The 25413-nt window shown below is 69.6% G+C and carries 24 protein-coding genes; 12 read left to right on the top strand and 12 right to left on the bottom strand.

The window, feature by feature from the left end; all coding sequences use genetic code 11:
- Positions 1 to 5 precede the first annotated feature (5 nt).
- From F6A08_RS12375 to tkt, 5 genes are read right to left on the bottom strand one after another with little or no spacing between them, the layout of a single operon-like run.
- On the bottom strand, positions 6 to 941 hold the full coding sequence (locus tag F6A08_RS12375) for a glucose-6-phosphate dehydrogenase assembly protein OpcA (RefSeq protein WP_151459573.1): 936 nt from the start codon (positions 939 to 941) through the stop codon (positions 6 to 8).
- Positions 938 to 2488 carry a glucose-6-phosphate dehydrogenase gene (zwf, locus tag F6A08_RS12370; RefSeq protein ID WP_017202291.1) on the bottom strand — a complete coding sequence of 517 codons (1551 nt, stop codon included), beginning with the start codon at positions 2486 to 2488 and terminating at the stop codon, positions 938 to 940. The genes F6A08_RS12375 and zwf overlap by 4 nt, the downstream gene beginning before the upstream one ends.
- A gap of 21 nt (positions 2489 to 2509) precedes the next feature.
- Positions 2510 to 4117, bottom strand: a complete 1608-nt coding sequence (locus F6A08_RS12365; protein ID WP_151459572.1) for a glucose-6-phosphate isomerase — start codon at positions 4115 to 4117, stop codon at positions 2510 to 2512.
- Positions 4114 to 5226: a transaldolase gene (gene tal / locus F6A08_RS12360; protein ID WP_151459571.1), complete on the bottom strand. Its 1113-nt coding sequence runs from the start codon at positions 5224 to 5226 to the stop codon at positions 4114 to 4116. Before tal ends, F6A08_RS12365 begins: the two co-directional genes overlap by 4 nt.
- Positions 5223 to 7319, bottom strand: coding sequence for a transketolase (gene tkt, locus F6A08_RS12355; protein ID WP_151459750.1), 2097 nt, complete (start codon positions 7317 to 7319; stop codon positions 5223 to 5225). The genes tal and tkt overlap by 4 nt, the downstream gene beginning before the upstream one ends.
- A 205-nt stretch (positions 7320 to 7524) precedes the next feature.
- Here tkt and F6A08_RS12350 point away from each other — a divergent pair, with 205 nt between their 5' ends.
- Complete coding sequence (locus F6A08_RS12350; RefSeq protein ID WP_404810440.1) at positions 7525 to 8445, top strand: heme o synthase; 921 nt, start codon at positions 7525 to 7527, stop codon at positions 8443 to 8445.
- 54 nt (positions 8446 to 8499) lie between these two features.
- Here the strand turns inward: F6A08_RS12350 and F6A08_RS12345 are convergent, their stop codons facing one another.
- Positions 8500 to 8979 carry a hypothetical protein gene (locus F6A08_RS12345; protein ID WP_124895649.1) on the bottom strand — a complete coding sequence of 160 codons (480 nt, stop codon included), beginning with the start codon at positions 8977 to 8979 and terminating at the stop codon, positions 8500 to 8502.
- Between the two features lie 66 nt (positions 8980 to 9045).
- Entirely contained in the window at positions 9046 to 10152 is a 1107-nt protein-coding gene (locus F6A08_RS12340; protein ID WP_017202285.1) for a COX15/CtaA family protein, read from the bottom strand.
- A 233-nt stretch (positions 10153 to 10385) separates the two neighbouring features.
- Between F6A08_RS12340 and sufB the strand changes: the two genes are divergently transcribed.
- From sufB to F6A08_RS12305, 7 genes are all read left to right on the top strand, one after another.
- A complete protein-coding gene (sufB, locus tag F6A08_RS12335) occupies positions 10386 to 11804 on the top strand; it encodes a Fe-S cluster assembly protein SufB (protein ID WP_124895647.1) in 1419 nt (472 codons plus the stop codon).
- Positions 11805 to 13010: a Fe-S cluster assembly protein SufD gene (gene sufD, locus F6A08_RS12330; protein ID WP_017202283.1), complete on the top strand. Its 1206-nt coding sequence runs from the start codon at positions 11805 to 11807 to the stop codon at positions 13008 to 13010.
- Complete coding sequence (locus F6A08_RS12325) at positions 13007 to 13333, top strand: non-heme iron oxygenase ferredoxin subunit (protein ID WP_026049738.1); 327 nt, start codon at positions 13007 to 13009, stop codon at positions 13331 to 13333. Before sufD ends, F6A08_RS12325 begins: the two co-directional genes overlap by 4 nt.
- 3 nt (positions 13334 to 13336) lie before the next feature.
- A complete protein-coding gene (sufC, locus tag F6A08_RS12320; RefSeq protein WP_017202281.1) occupies positions 13337 to 14107 on the top strand; it encodes a Fe-S cluster assembly ATPase SufC in 771 nt (256 codons plus the stop codon).
- A gap of 9 nt (positions 14108 to 14116) precedes the next feature.
- On the top strand, positions 14117 to 14446 hold the full coding sequence (locus F6A08_RS12315) for a metal-sulfur cluster assembly factor (protein ID WP_017202280.1): 330 nt from the start codon (positions 14117 to 14119) through the stop codon (positions 14444 to 14446).
- 92 nt (positions 14447 to 14538) lie between these two features.
- Positions 14539 to 15693: a MalY/PatB family protein gene (locus F6A08_RS12310; protein WP_151459570.1), complete on the top strand. Its 1155-nt coding sequence runs from the start codon at positions 14539 to 14541 to the stop codon at positions 15691 to 15693.
- Positions 15690 to 17060 carry an MFS transporter gene (locus F6A08_RS12305; protein WP_151459569.1) on the top strand — a complete coding sequence of 457 codons (1371 nt, stop codon included), beginning with the start codon at positions 15690 to 15692 and terminating at the stop codon, positions 17058 to 17060. Before F6A08_RS12310 ends, F6A08_RS12305 begins: the two co-directional genes overlap by 4 nt.
- Here the strand turns inward: F6A08_RS12305 and F6A08_RS12300 are convergent.
- On the bottom strand, positions 17023 to 17607 hold the full coding sequence (locus F6A08_RS12300) for a TetR family transcriptional regulator (protein ID WP_151459568.1): 585 nt from the start codon (positions 17605 to 17607) through the stop codon (positions 17023 to 17025). The genes F6A08_RS12305 and F6A08_RS12300 overlap by 38 nt on opposite strands.
- 64 nt (positions 17608 to 17671) lie before the next feature.
- Between F6A08_RS12300 and F6A08_RS12295 the strand changes: the two genes are divergently transcribed.
- Both F6A08_RS12295 and F6A08_RS12290 read left to right on the top strand, forming a co-directional pair.
- A complete protein-coding gene (locus tag F6A08_RS12295) occupies positions 17672 to 18370 on the top strand; it encodes an energy-coupling factor ABC transporter ATP-binding protein (protein ID WP_151459567.1) in 699 nt (232 codons plus the stop codon).
- Positions 18367 to 18960 (top strand): CbiQ family ECF transporter T component, encoded by a 594-nt coding sequence (locus F6A08_RS12290; protein ID WP_151459566.1) that lies wholly within the window; start codon positions 18367 to 18369, stop codon positions 18958 to 18960. Before F6A08_RS12295 ends, F6A08_RS12290 begins: the two co-directional genes overlap by 4 nt.
- 3 nt (positions 18961 to 18963) lie before the next feature.
- On the opposite strand, the gene F6A08_RS12285 is transcribed toward F6A08_RS12290, so the two are convergent.
- From F6A08_RS12285 to F6A08_RS12270, 4 genes are all read right to left on the bottom strand, one after another.
- Entirely contained in the window at positions 18964 to 20271 is a 1308-nt protein-coding gene (locus F6A08_RS12285) for an acyltransferase family protein (RefSeq protein ID WP_151459565.1), read from the bottom strand.
- Between the two features lie 96 nt (positions 20272 to 20367).
- The gene (locus F6A08_RS12280; RefSeq protein WP_151459564.1) at positions 20368 to 21039 is read right to left on the bottom strand and encodes a response regulator; all 672 of its coding nucleotides are present in this window, start codon (positions 21037 to 21039) and stop codon (positions 20368 to 20370) included.
- On the bottom strand, positions 21036 to 22313 hold the full coding sequence (locus F6A08_RS12275) for a sensor histidine kinase (protein WP_151459563.1): 1278 nt from the start codon (positions 22311 to 22313) through the stop codon (positions 21036 to 21038). The genes F6A08_RS12280 and F6A08_RS12275 overlap by 4 nt, the downstream gene beginning before the upstream one ends.
- A gap of 5 nt (positions 22314 to 22318) precedes the next feature.
- Entirely contained in the window at positions 22319 to 22936 is a 618-nt protein-coding gene (locus F6A08_RS12270) for a DedA family protein (RefSeq protein ID WP_151459562.1), read from the bottom strand.
- A 163-nt stretch (positions 22937 to 23099) separates the two neighbouring features.
- On the opposite strand from F6A08_RS12270, the gene abc-f reads away from it, so the two are divergent.
- The gene (gene abc-f, locus F6A08_RS12265) at positions 23100 to 24698 is read left to right on the top strand and encodes a ribosomal protection-like ABC-F family protein (RefSeq protein WP_017202270.1); all 1599 of its coding nucleotides are present in this window, start codon (positions 23100 to 23102) and stop codon (positions 24696 to 24698) included.
- 46 nt (positions 24699 to 24744) lie between these two features.
- The gene (locus F6A08_RS12260) at positions 24745 to 25350 is read left to right on the top strand and encodes a pyridoxine/pyridoxamine 5'-phosphate oxidase (RefSeq protein WP_151459561.1); all 606 of its coding nucleotides are present in this window, start codon (positions 24745 to 24747) and stop codon (positions 25348 to 25350) included.
- Positions 25351 to 25413 lie beyond the last annotated feature (63 nt).

Raw genomic sequence — 25413 nt, 5'->3', positions numbered from 1 at the left:
CGACGTCACTCTCCTGTCTCGGGCGGACCCAGCTTCTCCCAGCCCTCGGTGATCACTCGACCGTACAGGACGTCGGGATCGAGGCGTCGCAGCTCCTCCGCGAGGCACTCGCGGAGCGTGCGACGGGGGAGGTGGAGATCGTGCTTCGGCTGATTGGGCTGCGTCAGGATCGCGACGCCGGGAGACGGCCGCTCGAGCTGGATGTCGCCGGAGGGTCGGGTCAGCCGGACCGACTTGATGCCCTCCTGCCAGTGCTCCGGGTCCTCGTACGACCAGCGCACCGGGACATCGAGCGCCATCTGCAGCCAGGCGGCGAGCAGGGCGGTCGACGGGGACGCGGATGCGCCGCGTACCTCGACACCCGTGATCGTCTCGTACGGCGGCTGGTCGAGCACGGCGGCGAGCTGCTCGCGCCAGTGGGTCAGTCGCGTCCAGGCGAGATCGGTGTCGCCGGGCGCGTGCGTTCTGCCGAGCAGGGCGAGACGATCGCGGACGTCGGGCGAGGTCGCGGCGTCGGTGATGCGGCGCTGCGCGATACGGCCGAGCGGCGACGTCGCCGGCGAGGTCGGCGCCTCCTCCGGCCACCACGCCACGACGGGAGCATCGGGAAGCAGCAGACCGGTGATCAGGCTCTCCGCGTTGCTCGCGGCATCGCCGTAGGCGCGGAGGACCACGACCTCGCTCGCTCCGGCGTCGCCTCCGACGCGGATCTGCGCGTCTAGGCGCGATTCGCCGTCACCGGTGGTGAGCACGATGACCCGCATGGGGTGCTCGCGGGAGGCGTCGTTCGCGGCGTCGATCGCGGCCTCGGCCACGCCGTTGCGCGCGGAGATCACGAGGGTGAGGACGCGGCCGAGGGCGACGGCGCCGCCCTCCTCGCGCACCTTGACGAGCTGCTTGGCGACCTGGCTGACGGTCGTGTCGGGAAGGTCGATGATCACGGGCGTCTCCAGACTCGTCCGTCGCGGGCCAGCAGGTCGTCGGCGGAAGCCGGACCCCACGACCCCGGCGCGTACTGCTCGACGGGGCCGCCGACGGCAGCCCAGTACTTCTCCACGGGGTCGAGGATCTTCCAGGAGAGCTCGACCTCCTCGTGCCGCGGGAACAGCGGCGGGTCGCCCAGGAGCACATCCAGGATGAGACGCTCGTAGGCTTCGGGGCTGGCCTCGGTGAAGGCGTGGCCGTAGCCGAAGTCCATCGTCACGTCGCGGACGTTCGTGCCGCTGCCCGGCACCTTGGAGCCGAAGCGGATGGTGACGCCCTCATCCGGCTGCACGCGGATCACCAGGGCGTTCTGACCGAGCTCGGAGGCGTTGCCGCGTCCGAACAGATGCTGCGGGGCGCGCTTGAACACGACCGCGATCTCCGTCACGCGCCGTCCCAGGCGCTTCCCGGTGCGCAGGTAGAACGGCACGTCCGCCCAGCGGCGCGTGTCGATCTCGAGCTTGATGGCGGCGTAGGTCTCGGTCGTCGACTCGGGGTTCATGCCCTCCTCGTCGAGGAAGCCGGTGACCTTCTCCCCGCCTTGCCAGCCGCCCGCGTACTGCCCGCGGGCCGTCGCGACCGACAGGTCGTCCGGAACGTGGACCGCGGCGAGGACCTTCTCCTTCTCGGCACGCAGGTGCTCGGCGGACAGGCTGATCGGCTCCTCCATCGCGGTGAGCGCGAGCAGCTGCAGCAGGTGGTTCTGGATGACGTCGCGCGCGGCGCCGATGCCGTCGTAGTATCCGGCACGGCCCCCCACGCCGATGTCCTCGGCCATCGTGATCTGCACGTGGTCGACGTAGTTGCGGTTCCAGATCGGCTCGTACAACTCGTTGGCGAACCGCAGAGCCAGGATGTTCTGGACCGTCTCCTTGCCGAGGTAGTGGTCGATGCGGAAGATCGAATCGGCGGGGAAGGCCACCTCGAGCGCGGCGTTCAGCGCGCGAGCCGATTCGAGGTCGTGCCCGAACGGCTTCTCGATCACGACGCGCCGCCACCGCTCGTCGTCGTCGCTGTCCTCGCCGACGAGACCGGAGTCCTTCAGCTGCTTGGCGACCAGAGGGAAGTCCTTCGGCGGGATCGACAGGTAGAACGCGTGGTTGCCCATCGTGCCGCGTTCGACGTCGAGCTTCTCGATCGTGTCGCGCAGCTTCTGGAAGGACTCCGGATTGTCGAACTCGCCCGAGACGAACCGGATGCCCTGCAGCAGCTGGGTCCAGGTCTCCTCGCGGAACGGCGTGCGCGCGTGCTGCTTGACCGCGTCGTAGACGACCTCCGCGAAGTCCTGGTCCTCCCAGTCGCGTCGGGCGAACCCGACAAGGGCGAATCCCGGCGGCAGCAGTCCTCGGTTGGCGAGGTCGTAGACCGCGGGCATCAGCTTCTTGCGCGACAGGTCCCCGGTGACGCCGAAGATCACCAGGGCGCTGGGCCCGGCGATCCTGTTGAGACGGCGGTCATCGGGGTCGCGCAGCGGGTTGTGCCCGCGCGAGATGGGAACAGACATCGGTGGGGGGTTCTCCTGCTGTTACTTCTGTGCGGCTTCGAAGAGGGCGAGCACGTCGTCCGAGGACTCGGTGATCGTCAGCGAGACGACGGGACGACCGTGCTCCGCGAGCACGGCGGCGTCACCGGCGGCCTGGGCCTGGATGAGCTGCCCGAAGGTGAAGGGACGGTCGGGGATCTCGAGGTCGACGTCGGTGCGCTCGAGGATCTGCAGGAACACGCCCTGCGCCGGCCCGCCCTTGTGGTACTGGCCCGTGGAGTGCAGGAAACGCGGTCCCCAGCCGAATGTGGTCGGACGTCCGGAGTCCGCGGCGACGAGCTCGCGCAGGCCCTGGAGCTGCGGGACCTCGAGGCGGTTCACGTACGCCTGGATCGACACGTAGCCGTCGGCGGGAAGCTGCGCCCAGAGCGCGTCGAGCACGCCCTCCACGGTGCCCGACGCGGCGAGAGCCGGGTCCGAGACGCGCACCTCGACGCCGTTCTCGACGAAGGCCGGGGCGGTGGGCTCCGGGCGGGCGTCGAGCAGACCGCGGGCGGCGACCTTCGCCGACTCGACGTCGGGCTGGTCGAAGGGGTTGATCCGGAGCAGGTGCCCGGCGATCGCCGTGGCGTACTCCCACACGATGAACTGGGCGCCGAGCGTGCCGCTGACGAGGATCTCGCCCTCGTGCCGCTCGTGCAGGTGGAACTCGTTCGCGTCGTCGACGAGGCGCACCACCTGGAGGTCGGCGGGTACCGGATCGAGTTCGGGGGAGACGGGCAGCAGGACGACCGGGAGGATGCCGGTGCCGTCTTTGCCGGTGGACTCCGCGATGAGCTGCTCGATCCAGTCCGGCAGACCGTTGATGTGGGTGCCGTCGGTGATGAGCCCGAGCTTGTCACGACGCGGGTTGGTCGCCGCGATCGCCGCTCCCAGTCGCAGAGCGGGGTTCTCGGCGGAGTCGACCGCGACCTCGAGCAGCGAGGCCTCGGCCTCGTTCAGCAGCTCATCGATGTCGACGCCGGCGAGCCCCGAGGGGACCAGTCCGAAGGCCGTGAGCGCCGAGTAGCGTCCGCCCACGTTCGGGTCGGCGTTGAAGACGCGGTATCCCGCCTCACGCGCCGACGCATCCAGGGGAGACCCAGGGTCGGTGACCACGACGATGCGCTCGGTGGGGTCGATGCCGAGGTCGCGGAACGCGGCCTCGAACGTGCGTCGCTGCGAATCCGTCTCCACGGTGGAGCCCGACTTCGACGAGACGACGAGGACGGTGTCGTCGAGACCCTCGTCGAGAGCCGCCAGCACCTGACCGGGGGCCGTCGAATCGAGGATGGTCAGCGGGACGCCCGCGGTCTGCGCGATCACCTCGGGAGCGAGGGACGAGCCGCCCATGCCGGCGAGCACGACCCGGGTGACGCCCTTGGCGTTGAGGTCGGCGCGCAGGGCGACGATCTCGTCGACGAGGGGTCGCGAGACCGAGACGGCCTCGACCCAGCCGAGGCGCACAGCCGCTTCGGACTCCGCTGCCGGCCCCCACAGAGTCGCGTCGCCGCTGGTGATGCGCGAGGCCACGAGATCGTGGACCAGCGCGGGGACGGTCTCGTCGATGGCCGCGCGCGCGGCACCGGAGGCGTGGATGGCGAACGTCATCGCTGGGCCTCCAGAGCCTCGGCGACCTGCGCGAGCAGGTCGTGCCACGAGTCGATGAACTTGGCGACGCCCTCTTCCTCGAGCACCTGGGTGACGTCGTCGAAGTCGATGCCGAGCTTCGTGAGACCGGCGAAGACCTCGCGCGCCTCGTCGTAGCCGCCCGTGATCGTGTCGCCGGTGACCACGCCGTGGTCGAAGGTCGCCTCGAGCGTCTTCTCCGGCATCGTGTTGACAACGCCCTGCGCGACCAGCTCGGTCACGTACAGGGTGTCGGGAAGCGCCGGGTCCTTGACACCCGTCGAGGCCCACAGCGGACGCTGGAGGTTCGCGCCGAGGGCGATGAGGTCCTGCGCGCGCTTCTCCGCGAACTTCTGCTCGAAGAGCTCGTACGCCAGACGCGCGTTGGCGAGGCCGGCCTTGCTCTTGAGTGCGTCCGCCTCCGGGGTGCCGATGGCCGACAGCCGCTTGTCGGTCTCGGTGTCGACGCGGGAGACGAAGAAAGAGGCGACCGAGTGGATGCTGGACAGGTCGAAGTCGCCGCTGTGCGCGCGCTCCAGGCCGGTCAGGTAGGCGTCGATCACATCGGCGTAGCGCTCCAGGCTGAAGATCAGGGTGACGTTCACGCTGATGCCGTTCGCGATGGCCTCCGTGATCGCCGGCAGGCCCGCCTTGGTGGCCGGGATCTTGACGAGGAGGTTGGGGCGGTCGATCGTGCTCCACAGCTCCTTGGCCTGCGCGACGGTGCCGGCGGTGTCGTGCGCGAGGTCGGGGGAGACCTCGATCGAGACGCGGCCGTCGACGTGACCGGACTCCTCCCAGACGGGGCGGAACACGTCGAGAGCGGCGCGCACGTCCTGCGTCGTCGCTGCGAAGACGGCGTCCTCGGCCGACGCGCCGGACGCGGCGAGCTCGGAGACCTGCGCGTCGTACGAGGTGTTGTTCTTGTCCGTGATGGCGTTCGCGAAGATCGTCGGGTTCGTGGTGACGCCCACCACGTTGCGCGACGAGATCAGCTCCGCGAGGTTGCCCGAGGAGATGCGGGTGCGCGAGAGGTCGTCGAGCCAGATGCTGACGCCGGCGGCGGCGAGCTGTGCGGTGGGGGTGCTCATGCGTTCTCCTTGATGGTCTCGCGGGCGGCCGCGATGACGGCCTCGGTGGTGATGCCGAACTTCTGGAACAGGGTCTTGTAGTCGGCGGAGGCGCCGAAGTGGTCGATGCCGACCGAGCGGCCGCGGTCGCCCACGATGCCGCGCCAGGTGAGCACCGAGCCCGCCTCGACGGACACACGGGCGGTGACGGACGCCGGGAGCACGCTCTCGCGGTACTCGTCGTCCTGCTCGGCGAACCACTCCAGCGACGGGGCGGAGACGACGCGGACGTTCACGCCCTCCGTCGCGAGGGCCTCGCGGGCATTCACCGCGAGCTGCACCTCGGAGCCCGTCGCCACGATGATGACGTCGGGTGCGCCGTTCGGGGCCTCGGCGAGCACGTACGCGCCCTTGGCCGCGTTGTCCGCCGATGCGAAGGTGTCGCCGGAGGCCGCGCCCTCGCCGCGCTCGAACACCGGGATGTTCTGGCGGGTCAGCGCGATGCCGGCCGGACCCTCGTGGCGACGCAGGATCTCGAGCCAGACCGCGGAGGTCTCGTTCGCATCTGCGGGGCGGACGAGCGTGAAGTTCGGGATCGCGCGAAGAGTGGCGAGCTGCTCGATGGGCTGGTGCGTCGGGCCGTCCTCGCCGAGGGCGACGGAGTCGTGCGTCCAGACGAAGATGCTCGGCACGTTCATCAGCGCAGCGAGTCGCACGGCGGGCCGCATGTAGTCGCTGAAGATGAGGAACGTGCCGCCGAACGCCCGCGTCGGGCCGTGCAGCACGATGCCGTTCACGATCGCGCCCATCGCGTGCTCGCGGATGCCGAAGTGCAGCACCCGGCCGTAGGGGTTGCCCGACCACTCATGGGTGGACCACTCCGCCGGGATGAACGACGGCGCGTCCTTGATCGTGGTGAGGTTCGATTCGGCGAGGTCCGCGGATCCGCCCCACAGCTCGGGGAGCTCGGCGGCGAGGGCGTTGATGACCTGCCCGGATGCGGCGCGGGTCGAGACCTCCTTGCCGGCTTCGAACACGGGCAGCGCGCTCGTGATGTCGGAGGGGAGCTCCTGCGCCTCGAGCCGGTCGAGCAGCGCCTTCTTCTCGGGGTTCGCCGCAGCCCAGGCGTCGAACGACGTCTGCCACTCGGCACGCGTCTCGGCGGCGCGGTCGGCGAGGCCGCGGGTGTGGGCGATCACGTCGTCCGCCACCGTGAAGGTCTGCTCCGGGTCGAAGCCCAGGACCTTCTTCGTCGCGGCGAGCTCGTCGGCGCCCAGGGCGGAACCGTGGATCTTGCCGGAGTTCTGCTTGCCGGGCGACGGCCAGCCGATGATCGTCCGGAGGATGATGAGCGAGGGCTTGTCGGTCTCGCCCTTGGCTGCCTCGATCGCCGCATGCAGTTCGGCGACGTCTTCGACGTACTCGCCGGTCTTCTTCCAGTCCACGACCTGGACCTGCCAGCCGTACGCCTCGTAGCGCTTCGCGACGTCCTCGGTGAAGGCGACGTTCGTGTCGTCCTCGATGGAGATCTGGTTCGAGTCGTAGATCGCGATGAGGTTGCCGAGCTGCTGGTGGCCGGCCAGAGAGGAGGCCTCGCTGGTCACGCCCTCCTGCAGGTCGCCGTCTCCGGCGATGACGTAGACGAAGTGATCGAACGGGCTCGTGCCGGGAGCCGCCTCGGGGTCGAACAGGCCGCGCTCGTACCGGCCCGCGTAGGCGAAGCCCACGGCGGAGGCGAGTCCCTGACCGAGAGGTCCGGTGGTGATCTCGACGCCCTTGGTGTGGCCGTACTCCGGGTGCCCCGGCGTCTTGGAACCCCAGGTGCGCAGGGCCTTGAGGTCGTCGAGCTCGAGCCCGAAGCCGCCGAGGTAGAGCTGCACGTACTGCGTCAGCGACGAGTGGCCGACCGAGAGGATGAACCGGTCGCGACCCAGCCAGTCGGTGTCGGTCGGGTCGTGGCGCAGCACCCGCTGGTACAGGAGGTATGCGGCAGGGGCGAGGCTCATCGCCGTGCCGGGGTGACCGTTTCCGACCTTCTCCACGGCATCGGCCGCCAGGACTCGGGCGGTGTCCACCGCGCGTCGATCAATCTCATCCCACTGCAATTCCGACACGTTCATGCCCTTTCCGACAGTTTCGAGGGCGCCCGTATTCCCTGGCAGGTCCGCAGCATCACGGTGAGGTGTGCACATCGCCGGGCGCGCGAGTGTTTTCAGCATAGCGGTGACCGGTGTTGCGCTACGCGGGCCCGCGAGCCGGATGACGTCATCCGGTGTCATACACTGGAGAGGTTGTCCGGTCACACGTGCGGAGGAGGCGATCGAGATCTCGACGATGTCTGATCAGACCGTGAGGAAGTCGTCCATCGGTCGCACGGTGAAGGCCTACGTGACGCTCACCAAGCCGCGTGTCCTCGAGCTGCTGCTCGTGTCGACGGTGCCGGTGATGTTCCTGGCCCAGGGCGGTCTGCCGAACCTGTGGCTGGTGCTGGCGACGGTGATCGGCGGCTCGTTGAGCGCCGGTTCCGCTGCGGCGTTCAACATGTACCTCGATCGCGACATCGACGCCCACATGCACCGCACCGAGAACCGGCCGCTGGTGACGGGTGAGGTGAGTCCGCGCGGCGCGCTGATCTTCTCCTGGACGCTCGCGATCGTCTCGACGGTCTGGCTGCTGGCGACCACCAACTGGCTGACGGCGACGCTTTCCGCCTCGGCCATCTTCTTCTACGTCGTGATCTACACGATGATCCTGAAGCGCCGCACCGAGCAGAACATCATCTGGGGCGGGATCGCCGGCTGCTTCCCCGTGCTGATCGGCTGGTCCGCCGTCACCGGCTCGCTCGACTGGCCGGCCTTCATCCTCTTCCTGCTCGTGTTCCTGTGGACGCCGCCGCACTACTGGCCGCTGTCCATGAAGTACAAGGACGACTACGAGGACGTCGACGTCCCGATGCTCGGCGTCACCCGCAACGCCTCGCAGGTGGGTCTCCAGGTCATCCTCTACGCGTGGGCCACGGTCGCCTGCTCGCTGCTTCTCGTCCCGATCGCGGGCATGGGGCTGGTCTACACGGTGTCCGCCGCCGTCTTCGGCGGTTGGTTCATCTACGAGTCGCACCGGCTCTACAACCGCGCGGTCCACGGCACGGAGCCGCGTCCTATGCGCGTGTTCCACGCGTCGATCACGTACCTCACACTGATCTTCGTGGCCGTCGCGGTCGACCCGCTGCTGCCCTTCTGAGACGACGAAGCGGCGCCGATTCCTCGGCGCCGCTTCGCTTCTCGTGCTCCGTGATCAGCGAGTGATCGGGGGAGTGGTCTCGCCGTCGTCCGTGCCGTTCGACGGCGCCGTGGGAGCGGCGGTCTCGGACGTCGTGTCGGGCGTCGTCTCGTCGGTCGTCGCGAATGCCTCAGCGGCCGCAGGCGCTTCCTTGACCTCGACCGGGGCGGAAGCGGATGCCGGGGCGTCGGGGGTCTGCGCGCTCCAGTCGATGGGCTCGACGACAGCGGGTGCGGCGACGGGGACGAGCGAGCGAGCCGCGACGAGAGCGAGCGTCAACAGGATCCCCACGATGCCCGCGGCCAGCACGCCGGCGCCCACGACCACCAGCGACTGTCCGACGTACACCTCGATACCCGTGGCGGTGCCGTCCAGCAGCGTCGTCGTCATCGTGCCGATCTGGCCGGCGATGAGCCATCCGCCGATCGCGGTCGCGATGAGCGACACGACGAGGAGCAGCCAGAATCCGATGCTTCGTGAGAGTGACTTGTTCATGCGCTCCACCCTTGCGCATGCGCTGATGAGTCGGCGATGCGCAAGCTGTGGATCGTCTGTGGGGTTTCAGGGTGCGACGGGGATCGATCGCTTGAGGTGGAGCACCACGACCGTGTAGGTGGCGGCGGAGAGCGACGCCAGGACCATGTGGATGCCAACGAGCACCGGCGGCAGTCCTTCGCGGGCCTGCCAGACGCCGACGCCGACCTGCACCAGGATCGCGATCACGAGCACGAGCAGCCAGCGGCGCGGCTCCAGTCGCAGCACCCACGCTGCGACGGTCAGGAACAGCACGAGCGCGGCGAGGATGTAGCCCGGCCAGGAGTGCACGTGCGCGAGGACCGTGGCGTCGAAGCCGTGCCGGAGGACGTCCGCGTCGCCGGAGTGGGGACCGGAGCCCGTGGTGAGCACGCCGAACACGATGGTCACCGCGAGGGCGAGGCCCGTCACATGGGTGACGGCGGCGAACCAGGCGGGAACGGCGCGTTCCCGGGGGCCGGGTGCCGTCTTCAGGCGCACCAGGAAGGCGGCGGTGATGCAGACCAGCAGCAGGGATGACGTGTAGTGGAAGCCCACGATGAACGGGTTGAGGCCCGTCAGCACCGTGATCCCGCCGACGAGCGCCTGGGCCACGACGCCGATCAGGGTGAGCCACGACAGGAGTACGAGGTCGCGTCGAGCCGGTGTGGTCCGCACGGCGTGCACCGCGGCGGCGATGACCGCCAGGAGAAGCACTGCGGAAGCGACAGGGAACGCCGGGATGTGGAACGGCGAGGCGATCGCGTAGGCGACCGCTGCGGCCGCGATGCCGCCCACGGCGTACCAGAGAGTGGTGATGAGGGCTCGGCGTCCGCTGAACAGGCGCAGGACCAGGAGCACGACGACGAGCGCGATGATGCCCACCACGCCCGTCATCAGCCGGTTGCCGAACTCGATCATGCCGTGGATGCCCTGCACCTCGACGATGGGCACCAGCGACTCGGGGGTGCACAGGGGCCACTCGGTGCAGCCGAGTCCCGACCCGGTCAGCCGCACCGCGCCGCCCGTGCCGATGATGATGGTCTCGCTGAGGAAGGACAGCCACGCGAAGACCGTCAGAGCGCGACCCCACAGAGCGGACGGAGGCGGAGTCGACCGCGTCGTCGGAGTGGCGGGGATCGTCGTCTCGGGCATAAGTCCTCCGGACCGCATGAGACGAGGGCATGATGGCCCGTCCGTCAGGCGGAACCTGTAGAATCGGATTGTTGCGATGGGCGCTGACAGCGCTGAAGCATCGTCAACAGTTTAGGCGCGATGGAAGCGCCCGTGATGAGGGCCCACCAACGGCACCCGCTCCCGCAGACTCGACGGGGATCAGGTGTGTCGGGGCGGATGACACCGTTTGGGACCTGTGAGGAGAGTGTTGGATGTCGGATGTGCTGATCGACCGCCCAGAGCTTGACGGTCTGGGGGTGTACGAGTTCGGCTGGCACGACGAGGACGCTGCGGGTGCCGTCGCCAAGCGAGGGATCTCCGAGGAGGTCGTCCGCGGGATCTCCGCCCTCAAGAACGAACCCGAGTGGATGCTGAAGACCCGTCTCAAGGGCTATCAGCTCTTCGGGCGCAAGCCGATGCCGACGTGGGGTGCCGACCTCAGCGACATCGACTTCGACAACATCAAGTACTTCGTCCGCTCCACCGAGAAGCAGGCGCAGAGCTGGGAGGATCTCCCCGCCGAGATCCGCGAGACGTACGAACGCCTCGGCATTCCCGAGGCCGAGCGCCAGCGTCTCGTCGCCGGCGTGGCCGCGCAGTACGAGTCCGAGGTCGTCTACCACCAGATCCGTGAGGACCTCGAGGCCCAGGGCGTCATCTTCATGGACACCGACACCGCGCTGCGCGAGCACCCCGAGTTCTTCGAGGAGTACTTCGGCACGGTGATCCCCGCCGGCGACAACAAGTTCGCCGCGCTGAACACCGCCGTCTGGTCGGGCGGCTCGTTCGTCTACGTCCCCAAGGGCGTGCACGTGGAGATCCCGCTGCAGGCCTACTTCCGGATCAACACCGAGAACATGGGCCAGTTCGAGCGGACCCTGATCATCGCCGACGAGGACAGCTACGTCCACTACATCGAGGGCTGCACCGCCCCGATCTACAAGTCGGACTCCCTGCACTCGGCCGTCGTCGAGATCATCGTGAAGAAGAACGCCCGCGTGCGCTACACGACGATCCAGAACTGGTCGAACAACGTCTACAACCTGGTCACCAAGCGCGCCGTGGCGCACGAGGGCGCGACCATGGAGTGGGTCGACGGCAACATCGGCTCCAAGGTGACGATGAAGTACCCGTCGATCTACCTGATGGGCGAGCACGCCAAGGGCGAGACCCTCTCGGTCGCCTTCGCCGGTCCCGGTCAGCACCAGGACGCCGGAGCGAAGATGATCCACATGGCTCCGTACACGCAGTCGTCGATCGTCTCGAAGTCGATCGCGCGGGGCGGCGGCCGCGCCGGCTACCGCGGCGAGGTCCGCGTGGACGCCAACGCGCACCACTCCGCGAACACCGTCCGGTGCGACGCGCTGCTGGTGGACACGAAGTCCCGCTCCGACACCTACCCCGCGATCGACATCCGCGTCGACGACGTGCAGCTCGGCCATGAGGCCACGGTCTCCAAGGTCAGCGAGGAGCAGCTCTTCTACCTGCAGTCCCGCGGCATGCCCGAGGACGAGGCGATGGCGATGATCGTGCGCGGCTTCATCGAGCCGATCGCGCGCGAGCTGCCGATGGAGTACGCGATGGAACTGAACAAGCTCATCGAGATGGGCATGGAAGGATCGGTCGGCTAAATGGCGGCCTCGACGACAGCGCCCAGCGAGGCGCAGCACACGAACGCGCACATCGACCCGGCAGCCCAGGTCGCCGACGCGGGATTCGTCCCGGTGCAGACCCGCTCCGAGCGTCCGCACTCCTTCGAGCCGACGGACTTCGGTGCCCCCACCGGCCGTGAGGTCAACTGGAAGCACACCCCCGTCGGTCAGCTCTCCCCGCTGTTCACGACTGCGACGTCGAACGACGGCGTGGACGTGAGCTTCGTCTCCGGTGGAGAGTACGTCGCGGCGGGCCTCGCTGCCGGCGACGCCCCGCGCGGAGAGGTCTTCCTCGCGGAGGACGTGACCGCGGCGGTGGCGTGGCAGGGCAGCACAGAGGCTCTTCACGTGCGCATCCCCCGCGAGGAGGAGGTCGCCGAGCCGATCCTCGTCGCTCTCACCGGCCGCGGCGCTGACCGTCGTGCCGATGCCCACATCGTGATCGAGGCGCTCGAGCACAGCGCGGCGACGGTCGTGCTGCAGCACAAGGGCTCCGCCCAGTACGCGCAGAACGTCGAGATCATCGTCCGCGACGGGGCCAAGCTCACCGTCGTGACGGTCCAGCAGTGGGACGACGACGCCGTGCACGCTGCGGCGCACCAGGCGCGAGTCGGTGCGGATGCCACGCTCAAGCACTTCGTCGTGAGCTTCGGCGGCGGGGTCGTACGCGTGAACCCGAGCGTGGAGCTCGCCGGCTCCGGCTCCGAGGGCTACCTCTACGGCCTGTCCTACGCCGACGCGGGTCAGCACCTGGAGAGCCAGGTCTACCTGCACCACAAGGGCCCGCACACCAAGGGCGACGTGCTCTACAAGGGTGCGCTTCAGGGGGAGAGCGCCCACAGCGTCTGGATCGGCGATGTGCTGATCGGGGCTGACGCCACGGGTACCGACTCCTACGAGGCGAACCGCAACCTCGTCCTCACGGAGGGCGCGCGCGCCGACTCGATCCCGAACCTCGAGATCGAGACCGGCGACATCCTCGGCGCCGGCCACGCGAGCGCGACCGGTCGCTTCGACGACGAGCAGCTGTTCTACCTGCAGGCACGCGGCATCCCGGAGGAGGAGGCCCGCCGACTGGTGGTCCTCGGCTTCCTGACGGACATCGTGCTGCGTCTGGGCATCCCCGACCTGGAGGCGGAGCTGCTGGCCGCGATCGAGGCCGAACTCGCCGAGGTCGACGCGTGACGGCCCAGCGCGTCTGTGGCGTGTCCGAGCTCGAACAGGACACCCCGCTGCGCGTCGAGCCGAACGGTGTGCCGATCACCGTCATCAAGGACGGCGATGGTGTCATCCACGCGATCGGCGACACCTGCACCCACGGCGACATCTCGCTGTCCGAGGGCTTCGTGGAAGGCGACACGGTGGAGTGCTGGGCTCACGGCTCGGCCTTCTCCCTGATCACCGGCAAGCCCCAGAATCTCCCCGCATATGAGCCCGTTCCGGTCTACGTCGTCGAGATCGACGGCGACGACGTGCTCATCGATCCGACTGTGACGAAGGAAGTCTGAAGAATGTCTGTTCTCGAGATCCGCGACCTGCATGTGACGGTCGAGACCGAGGCGGGGACCACCCCGATCCTCAACGGAATCAACCTCACCATGAACACGGGTGAGACCCACGCCATCATGGGCCCCAACGGCTCCGGCAAGTCGACGCTGGCGTACACGATCGCCGGTCACCCCAAGTACACCGTCACGTCCGGTTCCATCACGTTCGACGGCCAGGACGTCCTGGAGATGAGCGTCGACGAGCGCGCCCGCGCCGGCCTGTTCCTCGCGATGCAGTACCCGGTGGAGATCCCCGGCGTCACGGTGACCAACTTCCTGCGTACGGCGAAGACCGCTCTGGACGGCGAAGCGCCCTCGATCCGCGGCTGGACCAAGGACGTCAAGGCGGCCATGGCGAACCTGCGCATGGACCCGAAGTTCGCCCAGCGCAACGTCAACGAGGGCTTCTCCGGTGGCGAGAAGAAGCGTCACGAGATCCTCCAGCTCGAGGTGCTCAAGCCGAAGTTCGCGGTCCTCGACGAGACGGACTCCGGTCTGGACGTCGACGCGCTGAAGATCGTCTCGGAGGGCGTCAACCGCGCCAAGGAGGCCACCGGCCTCGGCGTGCTGCTGATCACCCACTACACGCGCATCCTCCGCTACATCCGCCCCGACTTCGTGCACGTGGTCGTCGCCGGCAAGATCGTCGAAGAAGGCGGGCCCGAGCTCGCCGACCGGCTCGAGAACGAGGGATACGACCGCTTCCTCGACCCCGCAGCCCCCATCGAGGCGTAGGCTGATCGCATGACAGCGACGCTGACGGACGAGAAGTACGACGCGGTCACGGAGGCCCTCAAAGACGTCATGGATCCCGAACTCGGGATCAACGTCGTGGATCTCGGTCTCATCTACGACCTCGCGTGGGATGACGAGAACGACGCTCTCGTCATCCACATGACGCTGACCAGCGCCGGCTGCCCGCTCACCGACGTGCTCGAGGACCAGACCGCTCAGGCGCTGGACAACGTCGTCGACCGCTTCCGGATCAACTGGGTCTGGATGCCGCCGTGGGGTCCGGAGCGGATCACCGACGACGGTCGCGACATGATGCGGGCACTCGGCTTCGCCATCTGACCGCACACCACTTGCTGCAGGCCGAAGCGGGCGCGACCACGCGCCCGCTTCGCTGACTCCGCACCGATGCGGGGCGAGACTCGGGAGAACGAATGCTTCAGGTGAAAGCCCTGTCCTTGGCGGAACTCCGCGAGCGCACCAGCGAGAAGTGGCGGGAGTATCCGGCGGATGTGCTTCCGCTGTTCGTCGCCGAGACGGACTTCCCCCTCGCGCCCGCCATCACCGAGGCGCTGCAGCGCGCGGTGGAGATCGGCGACACCGGCTACATGGCATCGAAGACCCCTCTCGCCGCGGCCTTCGCCGGCTTCGCCTCCCGACGCTACGGGTGGGAGCCTGACCCGGCGCGGATCCGCAGCACGGCGGATGTGAGCATGGGCATCGTGGAGATCCTTCGCCGGGTGACGCAGCCGGGCGAGCGGGTGGTCGTGACGCCGCCCGTCTACCCGCCGTTCTACGACCTCGTGGAAGAGGCCGGTGCCGAGATCGAGCGGGTGCCGCTGCGCGACACCGGGACCCGCTGGGAACTGGATCTCGACGGCATCCGCGCCGCCTTCGACGATGGCGCGACCGCGATCCTGCTGTGCAACCCGCACAACCCGACCGGGACCGCGCACGACCGCGACAGCCTGGCCGCTCTCGCGGAGCTGGCCGAGGAGTTCGGCGCTGCGGTGGTGTCGGATGAGATCCACGCGCCGCTCGCGCAGCCCGGCGCGGGCTTCACGCCGTTCCTGGCGGTGAGCGATGCCGCTCAGCGTGTGGGCTACGCGGTGGTGAGCGCCAGCAAGGCGTTCAATCTGGCTGGGCTCAAGTGCGCGCTCATGGTCACCGCGGACGACGAGACGAGCGCGGTGGTGCGCGGGCTTCCCGTCGAGGTGGAGTGGCGCACCGGGCAGTTCGGGCTCCTCGCCGCCGTCGCCGCGTTCTCCGAGGAGAGCGATCCGTGGCTCGACGGGCTGCTCCGCACACTCGACGAGAACCGCGTCCTCCTGGAAGACCTCCTCGCGGCGCACCTGCCGGGCGCGCGCTATCGGATTCCGGACGCCGGATACCTGGCGTGGATCGACCTGTCCGCGCTGGGCTGGGGAGACAACCCGGCGCGACGCATCCTGAGAGACGCCAAGGTGGCCCTCCACTTCGGGCCGGCCTTCGGTGATGAGGGCGCCGGCCACGTGCGGCTGAACTTCGGCACGAGCCCCGAGATCCTCACCGAGGCCATCGAGCGCATCGCGGCGCTCGTCGGTCGATGAGCGCTCCGGCCACGACCGCGACGATCTGGGACCATCAACGCCTCTGGGTGACACTGGGTGCGGTGGCGCTGATCTTCCTCGCGGCGATCGAGGCCCTCGCCGTCACGACGGTCATGCCGATCGTCAGCGAAGCCCTCGATGGGGAGGCGCTCTTCGCCGTCGCGTTCGCTGGAACCCTCGCGACGAGCGTCATCGGCATGGTCGCCACGGGAGCGTGGTCGGACGCGAAGGGGCCCCGCGGGGCGCTGTACGCCGCCGTGGCCCTGTTCATCGCCGGCCTGCTGATCTCCGGTCTCGCCCTCACGATGCATCAGTTCCTGATCGGCCGTCTGGTGCAGGGGCTCGGGGCCGGCGGGCAGACCGTCGCCCTGTATGTGCTGGTCGCGCGCCTGTACCCGCCGAATCTGCACGGGCGGATCTTCGCGGCGTTCGCGGCGGCGTGGGTCGTGCCCTCCATGATCGGCCCGTTCCTGGCGGGCGCGGTGGCGGAGTACCTCGACTGGCGCTGGGCCTTCCTCGGCGTCGCCGTGCTCACGTCCGCGGCGTTCGTCCTGGTCGCGGTGCGACTGCGCGGCGTCGATCTCGGTGGCGGGGAGCCGCAGGACCGTCGCGCCCTGGTCGTCCGGCTGCTGCTCGCCGTGGTCGTGGCCGTGCTCGCCGTGGCGATCGGCTTCTCGGCCGAGCTCTCCCCGGCGGTCGGATGGCCGGTCGCGCTCGGCGCCATGATCCTGATCGGGTGTGCCGTGCTGCCGCTGCTGCCGCGGCGCACTCTCCGGGCCGGGGCGGGGCTGCCCAGCGTCGTGCTCATGCGGGGCATCGCGGCCGGTGCGTTCTTCGCGGCGGAGGCGTACATCCCGTACCTGCTCATGCGGAAGTATGACTTCTCGGCCACGTGGGCGGGGATCGCGCTGATGCTCGCCGCCCTGGCCTGGGCCGGCGCCTCCGCGCTGCAGGGGCGCTTCGGCGAACGGCTGGGGAATCACCGGATCACGGTGATCGCTCTCAGCGCGCTGCTGATCGCCATGCTCTGCGTGCTCGCCGCCGCGCTGTTCGACGTGTCGGCCGCCCTCGTCGTCGTGGGGTGGGGGTTCGCGGGTGGCGGGATGGGGCTGCTCTACCCGCGTCTGACCGTCCTGACGCTCGCGTACTCGGATGAGACGAACCAGGGGTTCAACTCCTCGGCGCTGTCGATCTCGGACGCGACGGGGTCGGCCGTGGCGATCGCCTTCGCCGGGCTCGGCGTGGCCTCCCTCGGAGGGGGCGCCGACGCCTTCGCGGTGGTGTTCGCCTTCGGCGCCGTTCTCATCGCCCTCGCGATCGTCCCCGGCCTCAGGCTCGGACACGCGGCGGAGACGCCGGCGCGCTGAGGTCTCCGGCGATCGCGACGACGCCGAGGTCGAAGACGCGGTCGAGACCCGCCGTCACGTCGACCTCGCCGTCGCCGCCGAGCGCACCGTGACTGTCGGCGTGCATGCGCTGCTGCACGAGCGTGGCGTGACCGAGGACGAAGTGCAGGATCGCCGCGCCGCGATCCTCGGCTGCTGCGGCGCCTTGCGACCGCAGCGCCTCGGTCAGGGCCGCCTGCGCGTGTGACGATCCGAGTTGCAGCGCATACGTGCTGAGGACGAGCTCCGCGCCGTCGCGGTAGGCGAACAGCGCGTCGCGGATGCCGCGTGCGGTCGCGAGCACGTCGGTGCTGCCCCGAGGAATCGACCCCGTGATCCGGTCGGCGAGGTCGGCGAGGAGCTCCTGCTTGCTCGCGAAGTGCCAGTACAGAGCGCTGGGCTGCACATCGAGACGGGCGGCGATGCGTCGCATGGACAGGTCCGCGAGTCCCACCTCGTCGAGCAGGGCGAGAGCGTGACGCGCCACGCTCTCGCGGTCGTGGCGTGCGGGATTGGGCTCGGGGGACATCCTCCGATTATAGTGAACGACGTTCAGGTGAACAGTGTTCAGGGCGGGCGACGGGAGGAGTGCGGTGTCTGGATCCCCGGGAGGCCCTTCGGCGCCGATCGCGGTCGACGGGGTGTCGGTGCGGTTCGACGACAGGCCCGTGCTGCGCGATGTCACCCTGCATCTGAGCGCGCCGACCGTCGCGGTGATCGGGGCGAACGGCTCGGGGAAGTCGACCTTCGCGCGGCTGCTGAACGGTCTGGTCGCTCCCACCAGCGGACGCGTCTGCGTGCACGGTCTCGACACCGTGCACGATCGGGCAGCCGTCCGCAGGGAGGTGGGTTTCGTCTTCACCAACCCCGACGCGCAGATCCTGATGCCGACTCCCGCGGAGGACCTGGCCCTCTCGCTCCGCGGGCGCCCCAGAGCGGAGATCGCGCAGCGCGTACGGGACACCCTGGACGCGCACGGTCTCGGAGGTCACGCCGACGTGCCGGCCTCGAGCCTGTCCGGAGGACAGAAGCAGATGCTCGCTCTCGCCTCCGTGCTCATCGCATCGCCGCGACTGGTCGTGGCTGACGAGCCGACGACTCTCCTCGACCTGCGCAACGCCCGCAGGGTCGGCGATCTGCTGCTCGAGCAGCAGGCGCAGGTCGTCGTCGTCACACACGATCTGGAGCTCGCCGGGCGCTGCGCGGCGGCGGTGCTGTTCGAGGACGGGCGGGTGGCCGCTTCCGGGGAGCCTTCCTCCGTGATCGCGGCGTACCGCCGACGCTGCGCATGATCCCGCTGTATCACCCCGGTGCGGGCCTGCTCCACCGCACCTCGGCGGGGTTCAAGCTCGCGGCGCTGGCGTCGGGCGCCCTCGTGCTCTCCCTCTTCCCTCACGACGTCGTGAGCATCGGCGTGTCGCTCCTCCTCGTCCTCGGGCTGTCCGTGGTCGGCGGGCTCCCGCTCCGACTGCCGCTCCGGGAGCTCTGGCGACTGCGCTGGATCCTCGCGGTCCTCGCCGTCGCCCTGGCCGTCTTCGTCTCGCCCGCCGCGGCATGGATCAACACGGGCCGGGTGGCGGCGGTGCTGCTGCTGGCGAGTCTGCTGACGTCGACGACGCGGATGTCCGAGCTCATGGCGGTGCTGGATCGCCTGCTGCGCCCCCTGCGGCGATTCGGGCTCGACCCGGACGCGGCCGCGCTCACCATCTCGCTCACCCTCACCACGGTGCCGGTCATCGCGGGTTTCGCGGCGCGGGTGCGCGAGGCGGAGCAGGCGCGGGGCGTCCGGCTGGGTGCACGCTCCGCCGTCCCGCTGCTCGTGCTGTCGCTCCGTCATGCGGACGACGTCGGCGAGGCGCTCGCGGCTCGCGGGTTGGGCTGACCCTCAGAGCAGCCCGAGCGTCCCGCCGCGGACAGGCACGTGCGCGCTCAGCGAGGCCAGGCGCAGAGCGCCGGCGATCAGCGCGATGGCGATCACGGCGGTCGCGACCGAGGTCCCGAGCACGAGGAGCAGGACGATCCCGATCAGGCCGCTCAACGTGCCGAGCACGAGGCGGTGCGTCGAGGCGGTGGCCACGGGCGGCGACTGCGTCTCGAACCGCGAGAACGCCAGGGCGGCGAGCGCGGTGAGGGCCAGGGCGACGGCGAGCCAGAGCGGCCGTCCCGCCCACCACTCCGCGCTGTCCAGTGCGGGAAGGGAGATTCCGGCGGTGAGGGAGAACACCGCGGTGGTGCCCGCCATGAGCAGCAGCATCGGCATGTGCCAGAGGTAGATCGTCATGGCGCGCCTGGTCACGAATCCGGTGAAGCCCGCGACGAGGGGACGGCGGCTGAACCGCTCGATCCGAGCGCGGTGCAACGAGAGCAGGCTGGTGTGCGCGACCCCGACGAGCAGCAGCGCCGTCGTCGGCGGGTTGATGTTCGCGATGAGGTCGGGGGAGTAGACACCGGCGAGGAACGTCACCGCGAGCACCAGCAGGGCGCCGAGTCCGGCCGTGCCCCTGACCTTCCGGCTGAGTGCATCGATAGAGCCGTCCGCGAGGAAGAACCCGAGCTGCTGCAGTGTCAGCCAGACGAAGCCGAGGTTCAGGAAGCCGAGCCCTTCGACGCCGGTCGCGGCGCGCACGACGTCGACGACCACGGCGGCGAGCGCCAGAGCGCCGATGGCGCGCAGCGGAGCCCTCCGGTGGGCGGAGACGAGCCAGGGCAGCAGCGCCTGGCAGAGCAGGAAGACGCCGAGGAACCACAGGGGCTGCCCGTAGCGGAAGCCCGCCGTGGCGATCAGCTCCGCCGGGACCCCGGCGACGGTGAGAGCCGCGAGGGCGAGGGCGACGGCAGCGACGACGTACATCGCGGGGCGCAGGAGACGGTGCACGCGTCCGGCGACGAAGTCCACGGCGGACCCACCGCGCTCGTGCAGCCGGCGATAGGCGATGGAGCCCGAGAAGCCGCCGATCACGAAGAAGAGCGGCATGACCTGCAGGAGCCAGCTGAGAGGGGCGATCCAGGCGGTGCCGTCGCTCGCGTTCTCGAAGAGGGGTCCGCCCTCCGAGACCGTGACACCGACCATGATCGCGTGCAGGAGCACGACGCCGAGCACGCAGAGCGCCCGGACGAAGTCGATCGCGGTGTCGCGGGATGCGGGGCGGGGGTGCGCCGGAGCGGCGGCGGGCGGCGCCTGGACGATGGCCATGAGTCCTCCTCGGGGTGGTGTCCTCGGAGACTATGGACGCGGTGTCGCGGGGAGCATCACCCTCTGGTGCCGTCCGCACCCCTACCGCGGGGTGACTCAGGCGGTGGGCTCGACCAGCCCGGTGTCGTAGGCGAGGATCACCGCGTGCACGCGATCGCGCAGGTGCAGCTTCGCGAGAACCTTGCCGACATGCGTCTTGACCGTCTGCTCGGCGATGAAGAGGTCGGCGGCGATCTCGCTGTTGGATCGCCCGCGCCCGATCAGCACGAGCACTTCGCGCTCCCGGTCCGTGAGCTCGGCCAGTGCGGTGGCGGACCGCGGTGCGCGGGGCCGCCGGCCCGCGAACTGCTCGATCATCCGTCGAGTGACGCTCGGCGCCAGGAGCGCATCCCCGCCGGCGACGACGCGCACGGCGTGCACGAGCTCCTCGGGGAGCGCGTCCTTGAGGAGGAAGCCGCTTGCTCCCGCTTCGAGAGCGTCGTACACGTAGTCGTCGATGTCGAAGGTGGTGAGCATGAGGATGCGGGGGACGTGGGCGGCAGGATAGCCCGGTCCGAGGATCCGCCTGGTCGCCTCGATGCCGTCGAGCTCCGGCATCCGCACGTCCATCAGGATCACGTCGGGGTCCAGGCGCGCGGCCAGAGTCACCGCCTCGGCGCCGGTCGCCGCCTGGCCGGTTACACGGATGCCCTCGTGCGCGTCGAGGAGGGCGGCGAATCCTGCGCGGACCATGGCCTGGTCGTCGGCGATGAGCACGCTGATCGTCACGGAGTCTCCTTGTCGGGTGCGGGTGCGGGTGCGGGTGCGGTGACCGTCGTGGTCGGCTCGGGGTCGAGAGGCAGCACGGCTTCGACGACCCATCCGCCCTCGGGCGAGGGGCCGGCGGTGAGGCTTCCGCCGAGGATCTCCGAACGCTCGCGCATGCCGCGGAGTCCGTAGCCCCCGCCATGGTGCTCCGCGCTGCGTGGCGGGTTCTGGTTGAGCACGCGGATGCGGATGCTCCGGTCCTCCGCCCGCAGCCGCACAGCGATCCGGGCACCCGGCGCATGGCGCACGGCGTTGCTCAGAGCCTCCTGGACGATGCGGAAGGCCGCGATCTGCACGGCGGGGCCGGCGGTCTCGGCGAGGTCGCCGCCCTCGATCACGAGGCCGACCTCGACGCCGGCGCGGCGGATGCTGTCGACGAGGGCCGGGATGTCGGAGACGCCCTGCTGCGGGGCCAGCTCCGCGCTCTGGTCCTCCGTGCGGAGCACGCCCAGCATGCGCCGCATCTCGGTGAGGGAGCTCCTGGCGGTGGCGGCGATGTCGTCGAACTCCGCCGTCGCCGCCTCGCCGAGGTCCGGGATCCGGTAGCGCGCCGTCGAAGCCTGCACCTGGATCACGGACATGCTGTGGGCGACCACATCGTGCAGCTCCCTGGCGATCCTGGTGCGCTCTTCGACGAGCGCGCGCCGGGCCTCCTCCAGGGCGCTGTGCTCCTTCTCACGCGTCAGCTCGGCGGCGACCCTGACCCGGGCGGCGACCAGGGCGGCGATCAGGAACATCGCGGAGGCGACGGAGGTCGTCACGATCAGATCGGCTGTGGCGCTGGCCGACGACTCCGGGAGGGCGACCACGTCGGGCCGCAGCAGCGGTGCCAGGAGCGACGCGATCGCGCCGAGGATGAGAGTGAACGCGCCGAGCCTCGCCCCATGCAGGAAGGTCACCACGCCGACGAACAGGACGAAGATGAGGAGGGCGGGGACCGACCACGGCCACGGCGACTGCACGGCCTGCTCCGGCACGACGATGAGCGGCAGCAGAAGAGCGCCGGCGGTGAACAGCGCGATGGCCCGCCGCGGACGTGAGACGGCGAGCAGCGGCGCGGCGCAGAGGGCGGCGCCGAGGATGAACGAGAGCGGAAGGGGCGTTCCGTAGAGGACGGTCTGCAGAGGCACGAGGACCGCGTACAGGGTGAGGACCGCCGCACCCAGCGCCCCGAGGGCGAAGGTGCGGCGGCTCATCCGTGCGCGGCTCGGTGTGGGCTCTCGGCGACGTGCCATGACTGTCATCCTGCCAGGTGCGGGGCGGGCTCACGGCGACGGCGGGCCGCCGCGATCCGGTCGATCACGACGCCGATCACCAGTGCGACGACGATGCCGAGCCCGGCGCTGAGCAGCGGCTGGTCCTTGATCCACGCTCCGGCCAGCAGTCCGATCATCAGGCTGAACGCGCTCCAGCTGAGTCCGGCGACCAGGCTCAGCGGGAGGAAGCGTCGCCAGGGGAAGCCGAGTCCGCCGGCGGTCATGTTGACCGCGACACGCCCCACCGGGATGTACCGGGCGCCGAGGATGAGCGTGGCACTGCGTCGATCGAGCGCGCGCTGGGCGTGCGCGAAGGCCGCCGCCACCCGGGGCCGACGCATCCACGCGAAGCGCTCCGTCCCGATGCGCCGGCCGATCCAGAACGCGATGTTGTCTCCGATGGCCGCGCCGACGGCGGCGACCACCCCGAGCAGCAGGAGGTTCCCCTCTCCGGTCGATGTCGCCACCGCTGCGGCGGCGACGAGCACCGTCTCGCTGGGCACGGGTGGGAAGAAGCCGTCGATGATGGTGACGGACAGCAGCACCAGATACAGCCACGGGGAGGCGATGGCCTGCATGATCAACTCGTTGAGGATGTCCACTCCGGCACGCTATGCGCCTGGTCCCGCCATGGTCATCCCTCCGCGGTATCGCCCTCGTCACCCTCCGGAGTGATCTTGCTGGGCGGAACCCTCGGCTGCGCCGCTTATACTGGGAGGCTGGCCGATCGGTCGAACACCCTCCCCGAAAGAACGGACGTCCGCTGTGCTTGCCGTGCACGACCTCGAGATCCGCGTTGGCGCGCGCCTGCTGATGGAGAACGTCTCGTTCCGCGTCGCCGACGGAGACAAGATCGGACTCGTCGGCCGCAACGGGGCCGGCAAGACGACGCTCACCAAGGTGCTCGCCGGAGACGTGCTGCCATCCGGCGGAAGCGTGACCCGCTCCGGCGAACTGGGCTACCTTCCGCAGGACCCGCGTTCGGGCAACCCCGAAGACCTCGCGCGCACACGCATCCTCGACGCCCGTGGGCTCGGTCAGCTCAACCTCGGCATGACGGAGGCGGCCCTCGCGATGGGGTCGGACGACCCCGCGGTGGCAGACAAGGCGATGAAGCGCTACGCCCGGCTCACCGAGCAGTTCGAGGCCCAGGGCGGCTATGCGGCGGAGGCGGAGGCGGCGTCCATCGCCAACAACCTGTCGCTTCCCGACCGCATCCTCGACCAGCCGCTGTCGACCCTCTCCGGTGGACAGCGTCGCCGCATCGAGCTCGCGCGGATCCTCTTCTCCGACGCGCAGACGATGATCCTCGACGAGCCGACGAACCACCTCGACGCCGACAGTGTCGTGTGGCTGCGCGAGTTCCTCAAGGGCTACAAGGGCGGGCTGATCGTGATCAGCCACGACGTGGAGCTCGTCGGGGAGACGGTCAACCGCGTGTTCTACCTCGACGCGAACCGTCAGGTCATCGACACGTACAACATGAACTGGAAGAACTACCTGCGTCAGCGGGTGGCCGATGAGGAGCGCCGCAAGAAGGAGCGCGCGAACGCCGAGAAGAAGGCGACGACCCTGCAGCTGCAGGCCGCGCGCTTCGGGGCGAAGGCCTCGAAGGCGGCTGCCGCGCACCAGATGATCGCGCGTGCCGAGAAGCTGCTCGCGGGGCTCGACGAGGTGCGCCAGGAAGATCGGGTCGCCAAGCTGCGCTTCCCGAAGCCGGCACCCTGCGGGAAGACCCCGATGATGGCATCCGGGCTCTCGAAGTCGTATGGGTCGCTCGAGATCTTCACCGATGTCGACCTCGCGATCGATCGCGGCTCCAAGGTGGTCGTGCTCGGGCTCAACGGCGCGGGCAAGACCACGCTGCTGCGCATGCTCGCCGGCGTCGACCAGCCCGACACCGGGCAGCTCGAGCCGGGACACGGCCTCAAGGTCGGCTACTACGCCCAGGAGCACGAGAACCTCGACGTGAACCGCTCGGTGCTGGAGAACATGGTCTCCGCAGCACCGCACATCACCGAGACCGAGGCCCGCAAGGTGCTCGGATCGTTCCTGTTCACGGGCGACGATGTGCTGAAGCCTGCGGGAGTCCTGTCGGGTGGAGAGAAGACGCGGCTCTCGCTCGCGACGCTCGTGGTCTCCTCGGCGAACCTGCTGCTCCTCGATGAGCCGACGAACAACCTCGATCCCGCGTCACGCGAGGAGATCCTCGGTGCGCTCGCGCACTACGAGGGCGCCGTCGTCCTCGTGTCGCACGACCCCGGTGCCGTGCAGTCGCTCAACCCCGAGCGTGTGCTGATCCTGCCCGACGGCGTCGAGGACATCTGGAGCCAGGAGTACCAGGACCTCATCGAGCTCGCCTGACCTGTCGCGGGATCGGTCCGCCCGATCCCGTGGCATAGTCGGACGCATGTCCGCAGAGCACAGCGCTTCTCCGTCCGAGACCGCCTCCTGGCTGCGTGCGCAGCCTGCTCTGACGGGCAGCGCTCCTCCGCTCGATGCCGCGACGCTTCCCCCGGAGCCGGTGACGCTGTTCCGAGACTGGATCGCGACGGCCTCCTCCGCCGGCGTCCCGGAACCGCACTCGGCGACACTGGCGACGGTCGACGGCGACGGCATCCCGGACGCCCGCACGCTGATCCTCAAGGACGTCGACGCCCGCGGCTGGGCCTTCGCCGGGCCGAGGTCCTCGCGCAAGGCGAGGCAGCTGGCCGCACGACCCGCTGCCGCGCTGAACTTCTGGTGGCAGCCCCTCGTTCGAGCCGTGCGCGTGCGCGGAGCCGTGCAGGAGGCATCGGCCGCCGAGAGCGCCGCGGATCTGGCCGCTCGCTCCGCGGCCGCGCGGGACGGCATCGCCGACGGGGCATGGGTGCTCTGGCGGATCGTGCCGGACCGCGTCGAGTTCTGGCAGGGATCGACGGACCGCAATCACACCCGCATCGTGTACGAGCGCGCTGAGCACGGCTGGATCCTCAACGCGTGGGGAAGCCTGTCCGGGGCGGGGAGGAGAGCCTGATGTCGCGTGCTCCCCGTCGACGGCGGAGCACGAAGAGGGTCTGGCCCTCCGACCGCGCCGGTG

The organism is Microbacterium algeriense (genome assembly GCF_008868005.1).
Taxonomy (GTDB): Bacteria; Actinomycetota; Actinomycetes; order Actinomycetales; family Microbacteriaceae; genus Microbacterium; species Microbacterium algeriense.
This window is presented reverse-complemented; position numbering and strand designations above follow the sequence as displayed.

Bases quoted from the DNA above. Each gene is read 5' to 3' on its own strand.
- zwf (WP_017202291.1), bottom strand. From the start codon at position 2,488: ATGTCTGTTCCCATCTCGCGCGGGCACAACCCGCTGCGCGACCCCGAT.
- F6A08_RS12365 (WP_151459572.1), bottom strand. From the start codon at position 4,117: ATGACGTTCGCCATCCACGCCTCCGGTGCCGCGCGCGCGGCCATCGAC.
- tal (WP_151459571.1), bottom strand. From the start codon at position 5,226: ATGAGCACCCCCACCGCACAGCTCGCCGCCGCCGGCGTCAGCATCTGG.
- F6A08_RS12345 (WP_124895649.1), bottom strand. From the start codon at position 8,979: ATGAACAAGTCACTCTCACGAAGCATCGGATTCTGGCTGCTCCTCGTC.
- F6A08_RS12340 (WP_017202285.1), bottom strand. From the start codon at position 10,152: ATGCCCGAGACGACGATCCCCGCCACTCCGACGACGCGGTCGACTCCG.
- sufB (WP_124895647.1), top strand. From the start codon at position 10,386: ATGTCGGATGTGCTGATCGACCGCCCAGAGCTTGACGGTCTGGGGGTG.
- sufD (WP_017202283.1), top strand. From the start codon at position 11,805: ATGGCGGCCTCGACGACAGCGCCCAGCGAGGCGCAGCACACGAACGCG.
- sufC (WP_017202281.1), top strand. From the start codon at position 13,337: ATGTCTGTTCTCGAGATCCGCGACCTGCATGTGACGGTCGAGACCGAG.
- F6A08_RS12315 (WP_017202280.1), top strand. From the start codon at position 14,117: ATGACAGCGACGCTGACGGACGAGAAGTACGACGCGGTCACGGAGGCC.
- F6A08_RS12310 (WP_151459570.1), top strand. From the start codon at position 14,539: ATGCTTCAGGTGAAAGCCCTGTCCTTGGCGGAACTCCGCGAGCGCACC.
- F6A08_RS12305 (WP_151459569.1), top strand. From the start codon at position 15,690: ATGAGCGCTCCGGCCACGACCGCGACGATCTGGGACCATCAACGCCTC.
- F6A08_RS12300 (WP_151459568.1), bottom strand. From the start codon at position 17,607: ATGTCCCCCGAGCCCAATCCCGCACGCCACGACCGCGAGAGCGTGGCG.
- F6A08_RS12290 (WP_151459566.1), top strand. From the start codon at position 18,367: ATGATCCCGCTGTATCACCCCGGTGCGGGCCTGCTCCACCGCACCTCG.
- F6A08_RS12285 (WP_151459565.1), bottom strand. From the start codon at position 20,271: ATGGCCATCGTCCAGGCGCCGCCCGCCGCCGCTCCGGCGCACCCCCGC.
- F6A08_RS12275 (WP_151459563.1), bottom strand. From the start codon at position 22,313: ATGGCACGTCGCCGAGAGCCCACACCGAGCCGCGCACGGATGAGCCGC.
- F6A08_RS12260 (WP_151459561.1), top strand. From the start codon at position 24,745: ATGTCCGCAGAGCACAGCGCTTCTCCGTCCGAGACCGCCTCCTGGCTG.